Here is a 21111-nt window from a genome sequence, read left to right as displayed (position 1 = left end):
CACCATGCAGTTTGATTTGAAAGGCGGGTCTACCCGCCCAAAAGTTTCTTCTGGAGGAGTTTGATGTCGCAGTCGCTATCCGTGTCGGCGTCGCAGGAAAAAGGCGTGGCCAGCCCAACCGCCATGTCCGATCGCTGGTTCTCGATCCTTCTTGTCGTGCCTGCGATGTTGGTCATCCTTGTCTTCGCGCTGCTGCCGCTCGCTTATGCGCTCGACGTGTCCTTCCGGTTCGCGGACCTGACGCGCGGCCGCATCGGCGATTTCGTCGGCCTCGACAACTACCGGACGGTCCTGCATGACAGCGCTTTCTGGAGTTCCGTCTGGGTCACGCTGAAATTCACGCTGACGGCCGTCACCCTCGAAATGGTGCTGGGCATCGCCATCGCCTTCCTCATCCACGGCGCGACCGTCGGCAAGGGCGTCATCCGCAGCCTGATGATCCTGCCGCTTGCCACCTCCGCGGCGGTGACGGGCCTGTTCTGGCGTTATCTCTATGATCCGCAGTTCGGCCTGATCAACTATTTCCTCGGCCTCATCGGTCTGCCCGAACCCAACTGGCTCGGCGACTATACGATCGCGCTCTGGTCGGTCATCCTGTTCGACGTCTGGCAATGGACGCCGTTCGTGGCGCTGATCGCGCTTGCCGGTTTGCAGGCGCTGCCGAAGGAGCCGTTCGAGGCCGCCGAACTCGATGGTGCCAGCACCTTCCGCGTGCTGCGCACGCTGACCTTCCCGATGCTGAAGCCGGTCCTGTTCCTCGTCCTCGTGCTGCGCACCATCGACAGCGTGCGCCTCTACGACGCGGTGGCGGTGCTGACGCGCGGCGGGCCGGGCACGGTGACCGAAACCATGACCTTCTATCTCTACCGCACGGGGCTGAAGCTGTTCCGGATGGACTATGCCTCCACCATGGCGATCTTTTTCCTCTACGCCATGCTGGTCGCGAGCCTCTTCGCGCTTCGCCCGCTGCTCACCCAATTTTCGTCGCGCGCATCCGAAGGCTGAGGAGATCGCCATGCTGCAACGTGAATCAAGCTTCCCGAAGGAAGCGCTCCGCTACGGCCTGATCGTCATCGTACTCGGCTTCATCGTGTTCCCGATCGCCTGGATGATCATCACGTCGTTCAAGCCGGCCGATGCCATCATGGTGTCGCCGCCGCGCTTCCTGTTCACCCCGACGCTGGATAATTACGTCCACGCGATCTACGACAAGAACTTCCTGTTCTACATCAAGAACACGCTGTTCATCTCCGTCGCCTCGACGATCATCGTCGTCATCACCGGCTCGCTCGCCGCCTACAGCTTTGCGCGTTACAATGTTGGCGACGGCCATATCCTGTTCTTCATCCTGTCGACCAAGATGTTTCCGGCCATCGCCGTCATCCTGCCCTACTTCCTGATCTTTCGCGAAGTCGGCAGGACGGGCGCCGGCAAGTTCCTCGGCATCGGCCTCGACCAGCCGGGCGCGCTGATCATCTCCTATACGGTGTTCAACCTGCCCTTCGCCATCTGGCTGCTGGTGTCGTTCTTCCAGGATATCCCGCGTGAACTCGAACATTCTGCCCGCCTCGACGGCCTGTCGCGGCTGAAGGTGCTGGCCAAGGTCGTCTGCCCGCTCGCCGCCCCCGGCATCGCGGTCACCGGCGTCTTCACGCTGATCTTCAGCTGGAACGAGTTCCTGTTCGCCTACATCCTGACCCGCAAGGCCGCGAGCACCGTCACCGTGGGCGTCGAGTCCTTCTTTACGCTGCAAGGCATTCTCTGGGGGCCTGTTGCGGCCGCCGCCACCATCAGCGTCCTGCCGATGCTGGTCTTCGTGCTCGCCATGCAACGCTACATGGTGCGAGGCCTCACCTTCGGCGCTGTGAGAGGATAAGATCATGAGCTTCAGTCAAGGCTGGGATACCGGCTTCCGCGTCATCCTTCTCTATGTCGGCGTCGTCTTCGTCTGGCTCGGCTTCATCGAGCCGTATTTCCCCAGCCAGTCGATGTCGGTGGTCATCATGAACATCGTTGCTTTCGTGATCTCGGCGGCCTTCGTCGTGCGCGCCCGCAGCCGCTTTATCGCCGAGCGCCAACAGGCGGAGGCGGAAGTTGCCGCCCTCATGCAGGAGGACGTCTGATGTACGAACTGAAATCGGTCCACAAGCGCTACGGTCTCGCCAAGGTCGCCCTTCGCAAGATCGATCTTACGGTGCGCGACCGCGAGTTCCTCGTGATTTACGGTCCGGCCGGCGCCGGCAAGAGCACGCTCCTCAACATCCTCGCCGGCATCACCAAGCCGACCAGCGGCGACGTGCTACGCAACGGCATCTCCATCCTGCGCGTGCCGCCGGAAAAGCGCGACGCGGCGATGGCCTTCGAAAACTATGCGCTCTATTCGCATCTCTCGGTCGGCGAGAACCTAGCCTTTCCTCTGAAGGCCCGGGGCATCGGCCGCGCGGAAGTCGAGGAACGCGTCAAGCGAATCTCCGGCATTCTCGGCATCGGCCACCTGCTCGACCGACGCCCCGGTTTCCTCTCCGGCGGCCAGCGGCAGCGCGTGGCACTCGGCCGCGCGATCATCCGGCCGGCGGACATTTATCTCCTAGATGAGCCGGTCGGCCATCTCGACGCGAAGCTGCGCCACAAGATCCGCGCCGAACTTAAAGCGCTCGCCGAGGACTTGTCGGCGACCGTCGTCTTCACCACGACGTCGTCACGCGAGGCCCTGGCGCTTGGCGACCGGGTGGCCGTGCTCAATGCCGGCAAGCTGGAGCAGCTCGGCAAACCGGCCGATCTCTATCATCGGCCGGCAAACGCTTTCGTCGCCTCCTTTGTCGGCGATCCGCCGATGAGCTTCATTTCCGTGCAGCCGCGGCGCCACGATGGCCGGGTCGATTTCGTAACGGCGGATGGCATGCCGGTCGCCTCGCTTGCGGCCGAAGCCGTCAGCGATCTCAACGAGGAGGTCGGCTCGAAAATCCAGGTCGGCTTCCGTTCCAACGAGGTGCGGATTGCCCGCGAGGGTGATTCCAATGCACTGCGCGGCCGTGTCGATGTCATCGAGAACCTCGGCTACATGAAGATCGCCCTTGTCGGCATCGGCAATGACCAGGTCTCCGTCTCGGTGCCTGCCGGCACGTCGCTCGGTGTGGGCGAAACCGTCGCCATCGCCTTCCCGCGCGATGCCGTCCACTTGTTCCAGAACGCCCGGGCGGTCACGCACGCCACGCCTTCCGCAGGAGTTTGACCCCATGGCCTCCATCAAAGCCGAAAGACTCGTCAAGCGCTACGGCGCCGTCCAGGCCGTGCACGGCATCGATTTCGAGATCGCCGATGGCGAATTCGTCGCCATCCTCGGCCCGTCCGGCTGCGGCAAGTCTTCGACCATGCGCATGATCGCGGGCCTGGAGACGGTCACAGAAGGCTCGATCTACTTCGACGGCAAGCGTGTCAACGATGTGCGCGCCCGAGACCGCAACGTCGCGATGTCCTTCGAATCCTACGCGCTCTACACGACCATCTCGATCTACGAGAACATCGCCTTTCCGCTGCGCTCTGCCAATGTCGACAGCAAGGAGATCGATCGCCAGGTTCGCGACATTGCCGAGAAGATGGAGCTCACGGCGCTGCTGCACCTGAAGCCGAAGGGCCTCTCTTCGGGCCAGGCGCAGCGTGTCGGTCTGGCGCGTGCGCTGGTGCGCAAACCCGAAGTGTTCCTGCTCGATGAGCCGATCTCGCATCTCGACACGCGCCAGCGCTACCGCATGCGCCGCTTCATCAAGAGCCTGCACCAGAAGTTCAACTACACGATGATCTACGTCACCCACGATCAGGAGGAGGCCTTGGCGCTCGCCGACCGCGTCATGGTGATGAGCGACGGCGAGATCCAGCAGATGGCGGTGCCGGATGAGGTTTATGCCCGGCCGAAGAACGCCTTCGTCGCCGGCTTCGTCGGCGAGCCGCCGATCAACTTCTTCGATTGCCGCGTGGCGGCGGCGGATGGCGGGTGGTCGATCGAGTTCGAAGGCCGCAAGCTTACCTTGCCGCAACGCCTGCATGCGGCAGCGCAGGACATCGGCGACGGCGGGCTTGCCGCCATCCGGCCGCACTTCTTGTCGATCGGCGGCGACAGTCCGCTGCGTCTCGATGGCAAGGTCTTCATCACCGAGGAATTGCAGGACCAGAACCTGATCTTCGTCGATGTCGGCGAGACGCGCTTCACGCTGGTCGCCCACCCCTCGGTGACACCCAAGCGCGGCGAGGCCGTGCCGGTGTCGATCGATCCGGATCACCTGCTGCTCTTCCCGCGTTCGCAGGCCGGCAAGGTGGAGAGTATCGTCGCATGAGCTACGACCACATCGTCGTCGGCGGGGGAACGGCGGGCTGCCTTGCGGCGGGCAAGCTCGCGGGCGAGCACGGCGCCCGCGTGCTCGTGCTGGAAGCCGGGCCGGACGACCGCAACCCGCTGATCCGCATGCCCGCCGGCTTCGTCAAGCTGCTCGGCGTCGAGAAATATATGTGGTTCTACAAGTCCGTGGCGCAGGCGCGGCTTGGCGGCCGCAGGCCCATCGTGCCGCAGGGCCGCGTGCTCGGCGGCGGCTCGTCGGTCAATGCGATGGTCTATATGCGTGGCCAGCCTGCCGACTACGACGGCTGGGCCGACGAGATCGGCGACGAGCAATGGTCCTATGATGCACTGCTGCCCTACTTCACCGGCATGGAGGACAATGCGCGGCTGAACGACGACTATCACGGCGTCGGCGGCCCGTGGAAAGTCTCAGATCTCGAACACATCTGCGAACTCTCCCGCGCCTTCGTACTCGCCGCGCAGGGCATCGGTCTGCCGCACAACAGCGACTTCAACGGCCGCAGCCAGCGTGGCGTCGGCGCCTATCAGGTGACGACCCGCGATGGCCGCCGCTGCTCCACGGTCGATGCCTTCCTGCGACCTGCCATGGAGAGTGGCCGGCTCGATGTGAAGACTTCCTGCCTCGTCCATTCGCTGATCATCGAGAACGGCCGCGCCGTCGGCGTGCGCTATTCGCAGGGTGAGGGGCGGACGGTGGTGGAAGCCCGTTGCGACGGCGAGGTGCTGCTTGCCGCCGGTGCCATCGCGACGCCGAAGCTGCTGATGCTCTCCGGCATCGGCCCGGCCGATCATCTCAAAACCCACGGCATCAACGCGCTCGTCGATCTGCCGGGCGTCGGCACCAATCTTCAGGACCATACCGAGACGCCGGTCGTGGCGCTCTGCAATGGTCCCTATGGCTATTACGGCCACGACCGTGGCTGGAAGCAGATGCGCAACGGTCTCGAATATCTTGTGAACCGGACCGGGCCGGTGACGTCCAACGGCGTGGAGGCCGGCGCCTTCTTCGATCCGGACGATCTCTCCAACGATCCGAAGATCCAGCAGTTTTGCGTGCCGACGGTCTATCTCGACAAGGACCATACCGACCAGCAGGCAAGCCATGGCCTGACGCTCAATTCCTGCGTCGCCAAGCCCCGGTCGCGCGGCTCGGTGCAGCTCGCCTCCGCCGATCCGAAGGACCAGCCGCTGGTTGATCCGAACTATCTGGCCGACCCCGAAGACCTGCGCCTGTCGATCGGCGGCGTGCGCCGCGCCCGCGAAATCCTTCAGCAGGAGCCGCTGCGCTCGATGATCGCGCGCGAAATCTTCCCCGGCCCGGACAAGATGTCCGATGCGGACCTCGCTGAACACGCAAAGCGCTTCGTCAAGACCGTCTATCATCCGGTCGGCACCTGCCGCATGGCGCGCGAAGGCGAGGCCGGCGGCGTGCTCGGTGCCGATATGCGGGTGCGCGGCGTCGAGGGGCTGCGGGTCATCGATGCATCCGCGATCCCGACCATAATTGCCGGCAACACCAATGCGGCCGTGCTGGTCGTCGCCGACAAGGCGGTGGAATTTATCACCGGCGCAAGGCGCCGCCAGCCTGCGGGCATCGCGCCACGGCGCGAGCCCAGCACACTCCAGACAGCCTGAGGAAGACGCCGATGCCTCCCATGAAGACCGATCCCAACCCGCGCATGCCCTACCAGTTTCCCATGCCGAAGGAGTCGCTGCCGGATATCGTCATTCCCGACGCGATCCCCGTTGATGATCGGGTCTGGGTGCCGCAGGGCACCAACGTCTGGTTCCGCCCGCTCTGCCTCAACCGCTCCGCCGGCTACTGGATGAACCTGTTGAAGGTGCGCAAGTCCGGTGTGCTCAGCCGCCACCGCCATCCCCAGGCGGTGCACGGCTTCGTGCTGAAGGGCCGCTGGCATTATCTGGAGCATGACTGGGTCGCCGAAGAGGGCGGCTACGTCTTCGAGCCGCCGGGCGAGACGCACACGCTGGTCGTGCCCGATGACGTGGAGGAGATGATCACCTTCTTCCAGGTCAACGGCATCATGTATTACGTCGATGCCTATGGCGAACCGCTCGGCTTCGAGGACGTGTTCACCAAGATCGACATGTGTCGTGCGCATTACGAGGCGGTTGGGCTGGGAGCGGATTATGTCGACCAATTCATCCGCTGACGGGCGGACCCGCGCGATCGGCAACCCCGCCGCCTACCTACGCCCCGGCCTGTTCGAGGGCCGGCAAGTGCTGGTGAGCGGCGGGACTTCCGGCATCGGTGCCGCGATCTGCCAGGCCTTCATCGCGCTCGGTGCGGACGTGGTGGCAACGGGCGTCACCGACGCCGAGATCGCCGCCGCCGGAGACCGGCCCGAGATGAAGGGTGTGCTCTTCGCCACGCTCGACGTGCGCGACAAGTCGGCCGTCGATGCCCTCATCGCCGGCCTGCCACGGCTCGATCATGTGGTGAACTGCGCCGGCATTATCCGCCGCAATGACGAACTCGAACCGGACGTCTTCGCCGAGGTCGTCGACATCAATCTCAACGGCTCGATGCGCGTTTGCGCCGCCGCTCGTCCGCGCCTTGCAGAAACCGGCGGCACGATCGTCAACACCGCCTCTATGCTGTCTTTCTTCGGCGGCGGGCTGGTGCCCGGTTACTCGGCCTCCAAGGGCGGCATCGCGCAGCTCACCAAGTCGCTGGCGATTGCCTATGCGGCCGATGGCATTCGCGTGAATGCCATCGCGCCCGGCTGGATCGCCACGCCGCTGACCAAGGGCCTTCGCGAAAACGCGGAACGCAACGCGGCCATCGTCGCCCGCACGCCGCTCAACCGCTGGGGCGAACCGGCCGAACTTGCCGGCGGCGTCCTTTATCTTTCCTCTCCGCTTGCGAGCTTCGTTACCGGCAGCGTGCTGGTCATCGATGGCGGCTACCTGATCACATGAGGCACCCTATGAAGGCGATTGTTGTTTCCGATGCAAAGGCCCGGCTTGACGACGTGGTCCTGGCCGACCTGCCGATCCCAGAGCCGGGACCGGGCCAGCTGCGCCTCAAGGTCATCGCCGTTTCGATCAACCCGGTCGACTGGAAGCTGGCGCTCGATCACAAGCCGGAATGGATCTATCCCCATGTGCTGGGGCTCGATGCGGCCGGCATCATTGACGCGGTCGGTCACGGCGTTGAAGGCTGGAAAGTCGGCGAACGGGTGGTGGTGCACAACAACCTCTGGAAGTCCGGCGTCTTTGCCGAATATTGCCTCGCACCGGCCCATGCGACATCCCGCCTGCCGGAGGGCATCAGCTTTACCGACGCGGCCGCGGTTCCCTGCGCTGGTTACACCGCCTATCAGGCGCTCTTTCGCAAGGCGCGGATCGAGGCGGGGCAGACCGTTCTCGTCCAGGGCGCCAATGGCGGCGTCGGCGGGTTTGCGACGCAGCTTGCCCATCAGGCCGGCGCGAAGGTGATTGCGCTCACGCGTACCGAGCACTTCGATGCGGTGCGCGCTTTCGGCGCCGATATCGTCTTCGATTATCGCGATCCGGATCTTCTGAAAAAGGTGAAGGCCGAGACGGAAGGCGGCTATGGCGTGGACGTCATGGTGGAAGTGGCCAACCCCGGCGACGCCCGCAAGTCGCTCGCTTTCGTGCATTATAACGGGCATCTCGTCTCGGTCGATCCGCTGCCTGTCATGACCGACGTGCCGTCCTATACCTATGCCGCGTCCATTCACGAGATCGGGCTCGGCGGCGCCTACAATGCCGGCCATGTGCCGACGCAGCGCGATTTCGCCCGCATGGGCGATGACCTGATGGCGCGGCTTGCGGCGGGCAAGCTCGATCCGATGGTGGAGGAGATCGTCACGCTCGAAGACATTCCGGATGCCTTGCAGCGCCTGCGTGCTCGCGCAGTGACGGGCAAGATCGTCGCCCGCGTCGCGCCGGATGCCTGATGACAACACAGCACTACGGGAGGAAAGACATGCCCAGGAACACCCATTACATCGACGGCCGGTTTGTCGAGGACAGTGCCTCCGATCGCATCGCCGTCTACAACCCGGCAACCGAGGAGCAGATCGCGGAAATACCCGATGCCTCGGCCGAGACCGTCGATGCCGCCGTGGATGCGGCGCGCAAGGCGCAGCCCGCCTGGGCCGACCTGCCGCCCATTGAGCGCGCTGGTTTCGTCAAGGCAATCGCCGGCAAGATTCGCGATAAGGTCGATGTGCTGGCCGAGACGATCTCCCGCGAACAGGGCAAGACGCTTGGCCTTGCGCGCGGCGAGGTGCTCGGCATGGCCGGGTTGATGGACTACATGGCCGAATGGGCGCGCCGCATCGAGGGCGAGATCATCGCCAGCGACCGCAAGGGCGAGACGATATACCTGAACCGCGTGCCGATCGGCGTCGTCGCCGGTATCCTGCCCTGGAACTTCCCGTTCTATCTGATCGGTCGCAAGCTCGCGCCGGCGCTGGTGGCGGGCAACACGATCGTGGTGAAGCCCAGCGAGGAGACGCCGCTCAATGCCTTCCTATTCGCGGAATTAGCCGACGAGGTCGGCCTGCCGAAAGGCGTGTTCAACATGGTCTCGGGCCGCGGCCGCACGACCGGTGCCGCGCTGTCCGGCCACACCGGCATCGACCTCGTCAGCTTCACCGGCAGCGTGCCGACGGGCGTCGCCATCATGGAGGCGGCGGCGAAGAACCTCACGCGGGTCAATCTCGAACTCGGCGGCAAGGCGCCGGCCATCGTGCTGAAGGATGCCGACCTCGATCTCGCGGTCGAGGCGATCACCGCCTCGCGCATCATCAACACCGGCCAGGTTTGCAATTGCGCCGAACGCATCTTCGTCGAGCGCCAGGTGGCGGACGATTTTACCGAACGTTTCATCAAGCGCATGGCGGCCGTCAGCTATGGCGATCCGCTGACGGAACGCGATGTTGATATGGGGCCGCTGGTCAACGCGGTGCAGCTTGGCAAAGTGGAAGCCATGGTCGACCGGGCGCGGCAGGCGGGCGCTACCGTGGCGCTTGGCGGGCAGCGTGCCGATCGCAACCGCGGCCACCATTACGAGCCGACTGTGCTCACCGGCTGCACGCCGGACATGGAGATCATGCGCAAGGAAATCTTCGGTCCCGTCGCGCCGATCGCCGTCGTCAACGATGCCGACGAGGCGGTCTATCATGCCAATGACACCGAATACGGCCTGACATCTTCGCTCTATACGCAGGATCTCAACAAGGCGATGCAGGTCACGCGGCGCCTGCAATTCGGCGAGACCTATATCAACCGCGAGAACGGCGAGGCCTATCAGGGTTTTCACGCCGGCCGCAAGAAATCCGGTATCGGCGGTGCGGACGGCAAACACGGCTTCTACGAATATATGGAGACGCAGGCCGTCTACATCCAGCACGGGTGAGGGTGGCCGCGAGGCATGGGCCGCGACCGGCGGCCAGAAAGGAACGGTATGTATCTTCAGAAATTCGATCTGTCCGGCCGCGTGGCGGTGGTCACCGGCGCCGGGCAGGGGATCGGGCTCGCCTGCGCCGAGGCGCTCTGCGAGGCGGGCGCACATGTCGTGCTCACCGATATCAGCGTCGAGCGCAGTGAAGCCGGCCGCGCGGCGCTGGCCGCCAAGGGCTATTCCGTCGAGGCGGACGTGATCGACATCGGCGACAGCGCGTCGGTCAATGCGGTGGCGGATCGGCTGGCGAGCGCCGGCCGGGCGGCGGATATCCTCGTCGCCAATGCCGGGATCGCCCAGGCGGGCGTGCCAGGGGAAGACCTGTCGGATGCCGACTGGGAGCGGATGATCAACATCAACCTCAACGGCGCCTTCCGCTCGTGCCGGGCCTTCGGAAAACACATGCTGGCGAAGGGCAAGGGATCGATCGTCACGATCGGCTCCATGTCCGGCACCATCGTCAACCGGCCGCAGCAGCAGGTCCATTACAACGCGGCCAAGGCCGGCGTGCATCACATGACCCGCTCGTTCGCCGCCGAATGGGCGACGCGCGGCGTGCGGGTGAATTCCGTGGCGCCGACTTATATCGACACGCCGCTCCTGACCTTCGCCAAGGAGGACAAGCCGATGTACGAGCAGTGGCTGGACATGACGCCGATGCACCGGCTCGGCCAGCCGGACGAGATCGCCGCGATCGTGCTGTTCCTAGCCTCCGACGCCTCCAGCCTGATGACGGGTTCGATCGTCACGGCGGATGCCGGTTACACCTGCTGGTAAGGCCGCAGGTGGCATTTATCTCGCTGCCCGCGCTGCAATTTCGCGGCGCGGGCGCAAGACTTGCCGAAGCTTTCGGCCTTGAATCATTATCCTGACATGCTATACGTACAACATGACAAATTAGGCCTTCAGCCTGCGCGGTCCTTAGATGGACAGAGCCAGCGCGCAAGAATTTGGTGCGCTTTGCGCATGAGGAGAATTAAGTAGCTTAACTACATTATGACGCGGCAGATTGGTTGAGTCTGATCTGCCGCGACACCGGTTTTGCGCCAAATCCGCCGAAAGTAACGCAAAAGATTGTGATCATAATCGCAAAAAATGTAGTTGAATTACCTTATCGCTTTGTCTAGCATCCGATTAACGTGAGGGGTGGGAGCGCCGATCGGCGCCCATTGCGCACGTTGGAGGAGATTTTTTCGACAGGGAGGGAGCTATGTTCAAGACGCTCGCAAAAGCATCATTGTTTGCTGCGGCCGCGACTGTTGCACTCTGGCCGGCATTTAGTGCCGCGCCGGCCGTGGCACAGGAAGGCGACAATATCGACATCACGATCGGCTGGGTGCCGCCGGACATTACCGGCGTCTTCAAGACCGCGACGAACTTCTTCGAACTGGCCGCCGCGGACGCCAACAAGAATGGCTTCAACGTCACGGTCCTGACCAAGTCGCCGACCAGCCCGACGGCGTTTGCCGAGCAGGTCAGCATCATCGAGGACATGATCCAGCGGAAGGTCGACCTGATCGCCGTGTCGCCGGCTGAAGTCGCGACCGTCAAGCCTGCGCTTATTCGCGCCACAGAAGCCGGCATCCCGGTCATCATCGTCAACCTGCTGGAGCCGATCGACGGCGTGAACGTCTCGTCCTATATCGGCTTCGACAACACGCAGGGCGCCGAAGTCAGCGCCTATTCGGTCGTCGATTATTTCGGCGGTCCGGGCGTGCTGGGCACGGGCGACAAGGTCACCGTCGAGCCCGGCGCCTATCTCGACCTGAAGTTCTGGCAGGATCTTGCCGCAAAACTTTCCGATGAGGACAAGGCCAAGATCAAGGCGCGCGGCGCCATCATCGAAGGCGTTGCCGGCGGCTTCTTCTCGACGGCCCGCCTCAACGGCTTCCGCAAGGTGCTCGAACAGTTCCCGGGCATCGAGATCGTCGGCGGCACCTGCGCCGGCGACTGGAACCGCGAGAAGGGCACGCGCTGCGCCGAGGATATTCTTCAGGCCAACCCGGAGAACCTCGACTTCATCTGGGCCGCATCGAACGAAATGGGCCTCGGCGCCATGCTCGTCGCCGGCTCCAGCGGTCGTCTCGAAACCGTGCAGGACGGTGCGAACATCGGCGACAAGAAGGTGGCGGTCTTCACCAATGACGTGACGCCGGAATCGGTCGACCGCATTGCCGAAGGCAAGATGATTGCCGAAACGACCCACGGCTTTGCCGATTGGGGCTGGTTCGGCACCAAGTTCGCTGTCGAGCTCGCCTGCGGCCTCGAAGTGCCGAAGACCTTCGATATCCGCCCGCGCACCGTCTACGAGGCGAATGCGCGCAACTTCTACCCCGAGCCGAAGCTCGAAGCGATCGACTGGAAGACCATCCGGACGAATTGCAAGAAAGCCAACTAAGGTTTCTCCCAGGACGCGGGGCGCATCTTCTCTTGAAGAGGTGCCCCGCGCCGCCGTTCGCCTGCGAGGCGAGGCGCGGTGTCAGGAGATGAAGCGGCACGCTCGGTGCCGGTTGAATGGTAGTCGAGGCGTATGGACCAGCACGAAATCCTTCTGAAACTCGAAAATATCGAGAAGCGTTTTCCCGGCGTCGTGGCCTTGAAGTCGATCTCGCTCGACGTGCGTGCGGGCGAAGTGCAGGTGCTTCTCGGCGAGAATGGCGCCGGCAAGTCGACGCTGATGAAGATCCTCGCCGGCGAACATGCGCCGACCGCCGGAGACATCGAGATCGGCGGCAAACGGGTTTCGGCCCTTACGCCGACGCTCGCCACGGAACTCGGCATTGGCCTGGTGCATCAGGAACTGAGCCTCATTCCGGCGCTGAGTGTCACGGAAAACATCTTTCTCGGCCGCTTGCCGCGCAATGCCTTTGGCAAGATCAACTGGGGCAAGGCCCATGAGGCGGCGCGGCACGCGCTGGAGGCGCTGGGCGTCGCCATCGATCCGACGGCCGAGGTGCGCACGCTCGAAGTGGCCGAGCAGCAACTGATCGAGATCACCCGCGTGCTGGCGCGCGGCCCGCGCATCCTGCTGCTCGACGAGCCTACCTCGGCGCTGTCGGACAGCGAGCGGAGCCGGTTATTCGACGTCATCCGCCGCCTCAAGCAGCGCGGCCACGGCATCATCTATATTTCGCACCACCTGTCCGAAATCCCGATGATCGCCGACCGCGTGACGATCCTGCGCGACGGCATCGTCGTCGATACGCTGCCCGCTGAAAGAGCGGACGAGGACACGGTGATCGGCCTGATGGTCGGCCGCAGGCTGGAAGAACAGTTTCCCAAGGAGACGGTGGCCCTCGGCGCGCCGGTGCTGGCCGTCGAAAACCTTGCCTCCGGCGGCACGCTGAAGGACCTGTCCTTCTCGCTTCGCCGCGGCGAGATCCTCGGCATCTACGGCCTGATGGGCGCGGGGCAGGCGGAGATCGCAGGCGCGCTGTTCGGCTTGCAGACGGTGAAGGCCGGGTCGATCGAGGTCGAGGGCAAACGCGCCGATTTCCGCCATTCCTCCGATGCGATCGCGGCGGGCCTCGGCCTGATTTCACGCGACCGCCGCCAAAGCCTCGTGCCCATGCAGCCGGTCGGCCCCAATCTCAGCCTGTCCTGGCTGGCCGGCAAGTCGCTGCTGTCGCGGCTCGATCTCGTGCGCGAGCGCGAGGAGGGCAAGCGCTACATTTCGGACCTGCGCATCCGGCCGGCCTCCACCACGCACAAGCTCTTCTTCTTCAGCGGCGGCAACCAGCAGAAGGTCATCCTGGCGCGCTGGATGTCGAGCGGTGCGCGGATCCTGATTTTCGACGAGCCGACGCGCGGCATCGATGTCGGCGCCAAGGCGGAGGTTTTTGCGGTGATGAGCCGGCTGGTGTCGGAAGGTGCGTCGATCCTGATGATCTCCTCGGAACTCAACGAGTTGATCGGCATGGCGGATCGCGTGCTGGTCATGCGGGGCGGGCGGCTTTCGGCGGAGTTGCCGCGAGACGAGATTACGCAGCAGAACATGCTGCGCTATGCGAGCTAGGAAGTGGGAGACAGCATGAGTGCGGAAAAGAATTCGGACACGCCGGCAGCGGCCGTGGGTGGCCGCGGGGCGAAGATCAAGGGGGTCGTCTTCCAGGCCGGTCCGCTGATCGCGCTCGTCCTGCTGATGGCCTATCTCGCCTTCGCGACGTCCAACTTCCTGACCTTCGACAACCTCTCCAACGTGGCGCGCCAGTCCGCCTTCGTCGCCATTCTGGCGGTGGGGCAGACATTCGTCATCCTGACCGGCGGCATCGACTTGTCCGTCGCGGCCATCGCCGCACTGGCGGGGTCGATAACGGCCGTCCTGCTCACGCAGTCGCTGGTGCTGTTCGGCGTCGATCTCGGCTTCGTGCCGCCGCCGGTGGCGATCCTGATCGGCCTTGCCGTCGGTGTCGTCGCGGGCGCGCTCAATGGCTGGCTGATTTCCACGTTCAAGATCCCGGATTTCATCGCGACACTCGGCACGATGACGGCTTTCCGCGGCGCCGCGCTGCTGGTGACGGATGGCATGCCGGTGCCCTCGTTCAATGCCACCCGGCAACTGCCGGAAACGCTGACCTGGGTCGGCGGCGGCCAGCTCTTCGGCGTGCCGGTAAGCGCGCTCATTGCGCTGCTCTGTGCAGTGGCCGGCTGGTACGTCCTGCGCTACACGGCGCTCGGCCGCGCCATCTATGCCGTCGGCGGCAACCGCGCGGCCGCGCATTCGTCCGGCATCAGCATCACCCGCACCAAGATCATGACCTATGCCATCTCCGGCCTGTTGGCCGCGATTGCCGGCATCATCCTTGTCGGGCGGCTCAACTCCGGCAATGCGCTGATGGCAGAAGGCGAGGAGCTGCGCTCGATTGCCTCCGTCGTCATCGGCGGCACCAATCTGTTCGGCGGCGAGGGCGGCGTCTGGGGATCGATCATCGGCGCTACCATCATCGGGGTGCTCGGCAACGGCCTCAACCTGCTCGATGTCAGCCCGTTCTGGCAGCGTATCGCGCAAGGGGTCGTCATCGTGGTCGTCGTCATCTTTGACCAGTGGCGCCGCCGCAGCATGACACGCGTCTGACGAGGAGGACAGCATGAACAAGCTTGGGCTGCACGCCAATGTCTGGGTGCGCGACTGGAGCCGCGAGGAGTGTGTCCTGGCGGTCAACAAGACCGCCGAACTCGGCTTCGACATCATCGAAATCTCCGCGCCCGACCCGAAGGCCATGGACATCGCCTTCACCGCAAAGGAGTTGCAGAAGGCGGGCATCCGGGCCAACCTCTCGCTCGGCCTCGATGCCGCAAGCGACATATCGAGCGGTGATCCGGACCGCGTGCGGGCCGGCGAGACGCGGCTGCGCGAAGTCCTCGCCGCTGCCGCCGAACTCGGCTCGTCGCATGTCTGCGGCATCCTCTATTCCGCCTTCCAGAAATACAGCGAACCGCCGACCGCCGCAGGCATTGCCGGTGCCGTGGACGTCCTGTCGCGCATCGGCGAGGAGGCCGCCCGGCATGGCATCACGCTCGGCCTCGAAGTCGTCAACCGCTACGAGACCAATGTGCTCAACACCGCCGGCCAGGGCGTCGAGCTGTGCAAGCGGGTCGGCCTGCCCAACGTCAAGGTCCACCTCGATTCCTACCACATGAACATCGAGGAAGCCGACGTCGAGATGGCGATCGTCGATGCCGGCGAGCACCTCGGCTATTTTCACATCGGAGAATCGAACCGAGGCTATCTCGGCGCCGGCTCGGTGGATTTCGTGGCGATCTTCAACGGGCTCGCCCGGATCAACTATGCCGGCCCCATCGTCTTCGAATCCTTTTCCTCCACCGTCGTCGGCCAACCCCTCTGCGGCATCCTCGGCATCTGGCGGAACCTCTGGACCGACGGCGAAGACCTCGCACGCCACGCGAAGGGCTTCATCACCGCGCACCAGCAGTCAGCGAAGGAAGTCGGCAGGGAAGCGGCGAGATCGGCGCTTCCGTGAGGTTGAGCGCCGTCGCCTCCGATGTGTCGAGCGGCTGTCTCCTTAGGCAAACTTCGAAGTTCTGCATCCTTGCTTTCTCAATTAATATAGTTGTATTATGCAACCATATTAATTGAGAGTCCCGAATGAGCACCTCCCCACGATTGGTTGAGGAAATCCGCGCCGCCTCGCGTTCGATGGTGCGCGAATGGGGCTTTATGGGCGGCGATTTTGCTGGGACGGATCTGTCCCCTTCGGCCGTCCATCCGTTGATCGAGATCGAACAGGGCGGCATGACTGCGCGTGAGCTTGGGGTTCGCCTCCGTCTCGAAAAGTCGAGCGTTAGCCGGATGCTGCGCAAGCTGGTGGAAGCTGGCGATGTCAGCGAGGATGCGGGGGAAGAAGACGGCCGCGTCAAGATGCTTTCGCTGACACCCGCCGGCAAACAGCGCGTGCAGGCGATCCATGCCTATGCGGGCGCGCAGGTTGCCAATGCCCTCGGCCATTTGGAGACGGGGCAAGAGCGCGTGGTACTGGAGGGGCTGCGACTCTACACGGCGGCCCTTGGGGCCGCCGCTGGCGAAGGGATTGCGGCTCCTACCATCGAGATCGTCCAGGGATACCAGACCGGCCTCATCGCCCGCATCACCCAAATGCACGCGCTCTATTATGCAAGGACATCCGGTTTCGGCCAAAAGTTCGAGAGCGTCGTTGCCGGCGGCCTCGCTGAATTCTGCAACCGTTTGGAAAGCCCCCGCAATGCGATCTGGACCGCGACGCGTGGTGGCGAGATCATCGGCTCGGTTGCGATCGACGGTGAGGACCTTGGCGAAGACAAAGCGCACTTGCGTTGGTTTATCGTCGATGAGGGTGTGCGTGGCGGCGGAGTGGGCCGCAAGCTGCTTTCCGCCGCACTCGGCTTCGTGGACGCGCAGGGTTTCGCGGAAACGCACCTCTGGACGTTCAGCGGTCTTCTGGCTGCCCGCCACCTCTACGAGGCTTTTGGCTTCAGTTGTACAGAAGAGCAATCTGGCGCTCAGTGGGGCAGACAGGTCATGGAACAACGCTTCGTCCGGCTGCGCCCTTGACGACAAGCCCTGCTTGCGGTCTCGATCACCCCACGGTCTTCTTCTCCGGCATGCAGGGCGCGGTCGCCGAAATGGTCACGCTCGGCGAGGATCGTCGAACGGCGCCGTTTTGGTAACCCCGACAAGGCGCTTGAGCATCTCAAGGACATCGTCGACGAAGGTGAAGATAACCGGGATGACGACGAGGCTGAGCAGGGTGGAGGTCATCAGGCCGCCGATGACGACGATTGCCATCGGTTGGCGGAAGCTTCCGTCACCTCCGCTGAGGCTGAGCGCCACGGGGAACATGCCGCCGGCCATCGCGATCGTCGTCATGACGATCGGGCGGGCACGCTTGTGGCAGGCGTCGACGAGAGCGTCGAACCGGGACAGACCGGCGCGGCGCGAGACGATTGCGTATTCGACCAGCAGGATCGAATTCTTCGTCACCACGCCCATCAGCATCAGCAGGCCGATCACCACCGGCATGGAGAAGCCGGTTCCGGTGACGACCAGCGGCAGCAGGGCGCCGCCGAGCGACAGCGGAAGCGCCATGAGGATCGTCAGCGGCTGGAGGAAGTCGTGGAAGAGCAGGACTAGGACGGCATAGATGCAGAAGACGCCGATCGCCATGGCGATGGCGAAACTGCCGAAAAGCTCGGAACTGCGCTCCAGCTCCCCCTGTTCGACGAGTTTTACCCCATCGGGAAGGTCGCGAAGTGCGGGCAGCGCCTGCGCCTCGCGATAGACGTCGCCCAGGATGCGCCCGTTCAGTTCCAAAGACAGCGTCACGTTTCGCGAGCGGTCGATGCGGCTGATCTCCGACGGGTTGCCGCCGATGCGGATATCGGCGACGGAGCCGAGATCGACGCTGCCGCGGCCACCGGAAACGCGGATGTTTGCGATGTCGTCGAGCGTCGTTCGATTGCCGGGATCGAACCGGACGCGGATGGCGAGTTGTCGTTGCGGCAGGTTGAGCTTGGCGAGTGCGGCGGCGTAGTCGCCATTCGTCGCGACGCGGACCGCCTCGGAAATCGCCTCCGCCGTGACGCCGAGGGCCGCGGCGCGGTCGAGATCCGGCACGATCTGGATTTCGGGCGCCTGCAGGGCGGCGCTGGAGGTGACCGCTCCGATGCCGCGGAGCGTGCGCAACTGGTCTTCAAGGGCGCCGGCGGTCCGGTCGAGTGCATCGGGATCGTCGCTGGCAAGCGTGATTTGAAGCGTCGTGCCGTTGCCGCCCGTGCCGACCTCGACCCGGATGCCCGGAAGAACGGCGAGGGCATGACGGATGTCGTTTTCGATTTCGCTCTGCGTGCGGTCCCGCTCGCCGATTTTCGTGAGGTCGACGACGAGCGAGGCCGTTGCCGTATCGACGGTCGTGGACGCGTCGAGCAGGTCGCCCGATGAGACGCTCCCGACGGCGGAGAACACGCGGGTGACGCCGGGCAGGCCGGACACGATCTCCGCCGCCCGCCGCGTGGCCCTGTCCGTCTGCTCGATCGTGCTGCCGGGTTGCAGCGTCAGGGTGACCTGCGTCTGCGCATCGTCCGACGCGGGCAGGAAACTGGTGCTCAGCAAGGTGATCGTCGAGAGCGACAGGGCGAGAAAGATGCAGACACCGAGGACCGTCAGTTTGCGATGGCTGAGGCAGGTCTTCACGAGCGCCATGTAGGTGCGCGTGATCCAGCCGTCCTTCACAGCGACGGGGTGTGCTTTCATCATATAGGCGGCCATCATCGGGGTCAGCAGGCGAGCGACGAGCAGGGAGGCGAGCACCGCGACGGCGGCCGCCACGCCGAACTGGCGGAAGATGAGGCCGGGAATGCCGCTCATGAAGGCGGTGGGCAGGAAGACCGCGACGAGCGTGAAGGTCGTGGCGATGACGGCAAGGCCGATCTCGTCCGCCGCCTCAAGGGCCGCTTGCTTCGCGTTTTGCCCATTTGCAGATGGCGGGCGATGTTTTCGATCTCGACGATCGCGTCGTCGACGAGGATGCCGACCACCAGCGAGAGCGCTAGCAGCGTCACCGTGTTCAGGCTGAAATCCGCAAAATACATGACGAGGAAGGTCGGAATGACCGAGAGCGGCAGCGCGACCGCCGAGAGGAAAGTAGCCCGCCAGTCGCGCAGGAAGAGCCAGACCACGACGACCGCCAGGATCGCGCCCTCATAAAGCATGTTCATGGAGCCGTCGTAGTTTTCGACGATCGGCCCGATCGTGCTGTAGGCCTCGACGATCTCGACATCGGGATTGGCGGCGGAAAAATCCCTCATCGCGGTTTCGATGGCGGCTGCGACACCGGTGTCCGAAAACCCGTTTGAGCGCTTGACCTGGACAGCGATCACGGCTTCGCCGTCGAGATAGGCGATCGACGACCGGTCGGCAAAGCTGTCCGTCACGCTGCCGATCTCGTCGAGCCGCACCAGTTCGCCGCTCGGAAGCGGGATGGGCAGAGCCTTCAGCGCCTCGATCGAGGACACGGCGCCGAGCGTGCGGATCGCCTGCTTGGCCCCGCCAATCTCCGCCCGGCCGCCCGAAGTGTCCGACTGCATCGACCTCAGACGATCGGAAACAGTCGCCGCGCTCAGATGGAGCGAGGCCATGATGCCGGCGTCCAGATCGACATGCACCTCGCGGTCGACGCCGCCGAGCCGGCTGACCTCGCCGACACCGGGGACGGCGAGCAGCGCTTTCGTCATGGCATTGTCGACGAACCAGGAGAGTTCCGTGTCGTCGAGCTGGGTGGAACGCACCGCATAGGTGAGGAGAGGCGAGCCCTGCACGGTGACCTTGGTGACGCCGGGCGTCTGCATCTGGGAGGGCAGGTCGCCGCTTGCGCTGTCGACGGCGTTGCGCACTTCGTTCAGCGCCGCCTCGCTGTCCTTCTCCAGCTGGAAGGAGACGGTGATGGAGACCGCGCCGTCGGTGATCGTCGTCGTGATGTGGTCGAGCAGACTCAGCGCGGCGAGCTTGTCTTCGATCTTGCGCGCGACTTCCGTTTCCAGCTGGGCAGGTGCCGCGCCTTCGAGCGTGGCGTTGATCTTGATCGTCGGCAGCACCATGTCGGGAAAGTTCTGGACCGCCAGCCGGTCGAAGGCGAGAAGGCCACCCGCGGTCAGCAGGATGAACAGGAGTATGGCGGGAACGGGATTGCGGATCGACCAGGCCGAGACGTTCATCGGATGGTTTCCTCCACCCGGACGAGTGTGCGGTCGGACAGAAACGCACCGCCGGCCGTCACGACATCGGCCGCGCGATCGGCGCCGGAGAGGATTTCCACCTCGCTGTCCTTGCGGCGCCCGGTTTCCACGCGGATACGGGACGTGCGCCGGTCCGCATCCACCGTGAAGAGGTAGCTGATGCCGTCGCGCAGCACGAGCGCCGACTCCGGTACGGTGAGGGCCGGCGTGCTATCGAGTTCGATCTGGCCGGTGGCGTAGAGGCCGATGGGTGGGCGTGCCTCGGAAGGCAGCGTGACATAGGCGAGCGCGCGTCCGGTGTCCGTGCTGACGGTCGGTCCGACGAGCCGGACGGTTCCTTTGAGGCGGCGGCCATCGGGACCGACGATCGTGGCGGTCAGGCCCGCCTTGATGCGCGGCAGATAGCGGGCGGAGACTTCCGCCTGCCATTCGACGCGCTGCTGGCGGATGAGGCGGAACAGCTCCGTGCCGGACGAAACGACGGCGCCAAGCTGGGCGGAGCGCGACGTAATCAAGCCGTCGTCGGGCGCCACGATGATCGTCTGGGCCAGCTTGATCGCCTGGCTGTCCAGCAGGGCTTGCGCCACCTCGACGCCTGCCGTCGCCGTTTGTTCGGCAATCAGATATTCGGTGATCTTCTCCTCCGACAGCGCGCCGCTTGTCTGCATCCGGCGCGCCCGGTCGGCATTGGCTTTCGCCTTGGCGAGGTCCGCCTTGGCGCTTGCCAGCGCCGCCTCTTCCTTGCGCAGTTCCGCCCGCACGGCCTCGTCGGCGAGCCGGACGAGGGGTTGTCCTTTGGAGACCACCGAGCCGACGTCGACAAGCACATCGGTCACGCGCAGGCCGCCGGTCTCCGCGGCGACGACCGCCTCGTGCCAGGGCTTCAGCCAGCCGCTGGCCGGCACGGTTTCGGGCCATTGGCGTTCCACGGGTTTTGCCACGGCGACGGTGAGCGCGACCGCCGCCTCATCCTGTGGCGCGAGCGCGGCTTCGGCGGCGGAAACGGGATTCACGCCGAGGAAAAGCGCAAGAAAAAGAGGTGTCGGTCGCATCGTGCGGGTTTCCTTTCGAT

General features: G+C 64.5%; 17 protein-coding genes and 1 pseudogene. 16 read left to right on the top strand and 2 right to left on the bottom strand.

Annotated elements, in window-relative coordinates:
* The first annotated feature begins 105 nt into the window (after positions 1-105).
* From J2Y63_RS07735 to J2Y63_RS07660, 16 genes are all read left to right on the top strand, one after another.
* Positions 106-1005: a carbohydrate ABC transporter permease gene (locus J2Y63_RS07735; RefSeq protein ID WP_256116659.1), complete on the top strand. Its 900-nt coding sequence runs from the start codon at positions 106-108 to the stop codon at positions 1003-1005.
* Between the two features lie 10 nt (positions 1006-1015).
* Complete coding sequence (locus J2Y63_RS07730) at positions 1016-1876, top strand: carbohydrate ABC transporter permease (RefSeq protein ID WP_256116660.1); 861 nt, start codon at positions 1016-1018, stop codon at positions 1874-1876.
* A 4-nt stretch (positions 1877-1880) separates the two neighbouring features.
* A complete protein-coding gene (locus J2Y63_RS07725; protein ID WP_435265576.1) occupies positions 1881-2123 on the top strand; it encodes a hypothetical protein in 243 nt (80 codons plus the stop codon).
* Complete coding sequence (locus J2Y63_RS07720; RefSeq protein ID WP_435265575.1) at positions 2123-3232, top strand: ABC transporter ATP-binding protein; 1110 nt, start codon at positions 2123-2125, stop codon at positions 3230-3232. The genes J2Y63_RS07725 and J2Y63_RS07720 overlap by 1 nt, the downstream gene beginning before the upstream one ends.
* 4 nt (positions 3233-3236) lie before the next feature.
* Complete coding sequence (locus tag J2Y63_RS07715) at positions 3237-4331, top strand: ABC transporter ATP-binding protein (RefSeq protein WP_435265574.1); 1095 nt, start codon at positions 3237-3239, stop codon at positions 4329-4331.
* Entirely contained in the window at positions 4328-5989 is a 1662-nt protein-coding gene (locus tag J2Y63_RS07710) for a GMC family oxidoreductase (protein ID WP_435265573.1), read from the top strand. Before J2Y63_RS07715 ends, J2Y63_RS07710 begins: the two co-directional genes overlap by 4 nt.
* 11 nt (positions 5990-6000) lie before the next feature.
* Positions 6001-6528, top strand: a complete 528-nt coding sequence (locus J2Y63_RS07705; RefSeq protein ID WP_435265572.1) for a 2,4'-dihydroxyacetophenone dioxygenase family protein — start codon at positions 6001-6003, stop codon at positions 6526-6528.
* The gene (locus J2Y63_RS07700; RefSeq protein WP_435265571.1) at positions 6506-7297 is read left to right on the top strand and encodes an SDR family NAD(P)-dependent oxidoreductase; all 792 of its coding nucleotides are present in this window, start codon (positions 6506-6508) and stop codon (positions 7295-7297) included. Before J2Y63_RS07705 ends, J2Y63_RS07700 begins: the two co-directional genes overlap by 23 nt.
* A gap of 8 nt (positions 7298-7305) precedes the next feature.
* Complete coding sequence (locus J2Y63_RS07695; RefSeq protein ID WP_435265570.1) at positions 7306-8301, top strand: zinc-binding dehydrogenase; 996 nt, start codon at positions 7306-7308, stop codon at positions 8299-8301.
* 29 nt (positions 8302-8330) lie between these two features.
* Positions 8331-9767, top strand: a complete 1437-nt coding sequence (gene aldA / locus J2Y63_RS07690) for an aldehyde dehydrogenase (protein WP_435265569.1) — start codon at positions 8331-8333, stop codon at positions 9765-9767.
* A gap of 48 nt (positions 9768-9815) precedes the next feature.
* Positions 9816-10589, top strand: coding sequence for an SDR family NAD(P)-dependent oxidoreductase (locus tag J2Y63_RS07685; protein WP_435265568.1), 774 nt, complete (start codon positions 9816-9818; stop codon positions 10587-10589).
* A gap of 433 nt (positions 10590-11022) precedes the next feature.
* Positions 11023-12210, top strand: a complete 1188-nt coding sequence (locus J2Y63_RS07680; protein WP_435265567.1) for a sugar ABC transporter substrate-binding protein — start codon at positions 11023-11025, stop codon at positions 12208-12210.
* A gap of 132 nt (positions 12211-12342) precedes the next feature.
* On the top strand, positions 12343-13827 hold the full coding sequence (locus J2Y63_RS07675) for a sugar ABC transporter ATP-binding protein (RefSeq protein ID WP_435265566.1): 1485 nt from the start codon (positions 12343-12345) through the stop codon (positions 13825-13827).
* A 15-nt stretch (positions 13828-13842) separates the two neighbouring features.
* Positions 13843-14886: an ABC transporter permease gene (locus J2Y63_RS07670; RefSeq protein ID WP_435265565.1), complete on the top strand. Its 1044-nt coding sequence runs from the start codon at positions 13843-13845 to the stop codon at positions 14884-14886.
* 13 nt (positions 14887-14899) lie between these two features.
* Entirely contained in the window at positions 14900-15793 is an 894-nt protein-coding gene (locus tag J2Y63_RS07665) for a sugar phosphate isomerase/epimerase family protein (RefSeq protein ID WP_435265564.1), read from the top strand.
* Between the two features lie 125 nt (positions 15794-15918).
* The gene (locus J2Y63_RS07660) at positions 15919-16860 is read left to right on the top strand and encodes a bifunctional helix-turn-helix transcriptional regulator/GNAT family N-acetyltransferase (protein ID WP_435265563.1); all 942 of its coding nucleotides are present in this window, start codon (positions 15919-15921) and stop codon (positions 16858-16860) included.
* Positions 16861-16935: 75 nt separating this feature from the next.
* Here the strand turns inward: J2Y63_RS07660 and J2Y63_RS07655 are convergent.
* Positions 16936-20018: pseudogene (locus J2Y63_RS07655) on the bottom strand (efflux RND transporter permease subunit).
* Positions 20015-21091 (bottom strand): efflux RND transporter periplasmic adaptor subunit, encoded by a 1077-nt coding sequence (locus J2Y63_RS07650; protein WP_435265562.1) that lies wholly within the window; start codon positions 21089-21091, stop codon positions 20015-20017. Before J2Y63_RS07650 ends, J2Y63_RS07655 begins: the two are co-directional and overlap by 4 nt.
* Positions 21092-21111 lie beyond the last annotated feature (20 nt).

Source organism: Shinella sp. BE166 (assembly GCF_051201095.1).
GTDB classification, from domain to species: Bacteria; Pseudomonadota; Alphaproteobacteria; order Rhizobiales; family Rhizobiaceae; genus Shinella; species Shinella lacus.
Note: the sequence above shows the minus strand (reverse complement) of the source record. Positions and strands in the feature narration are given on the sequence as shown.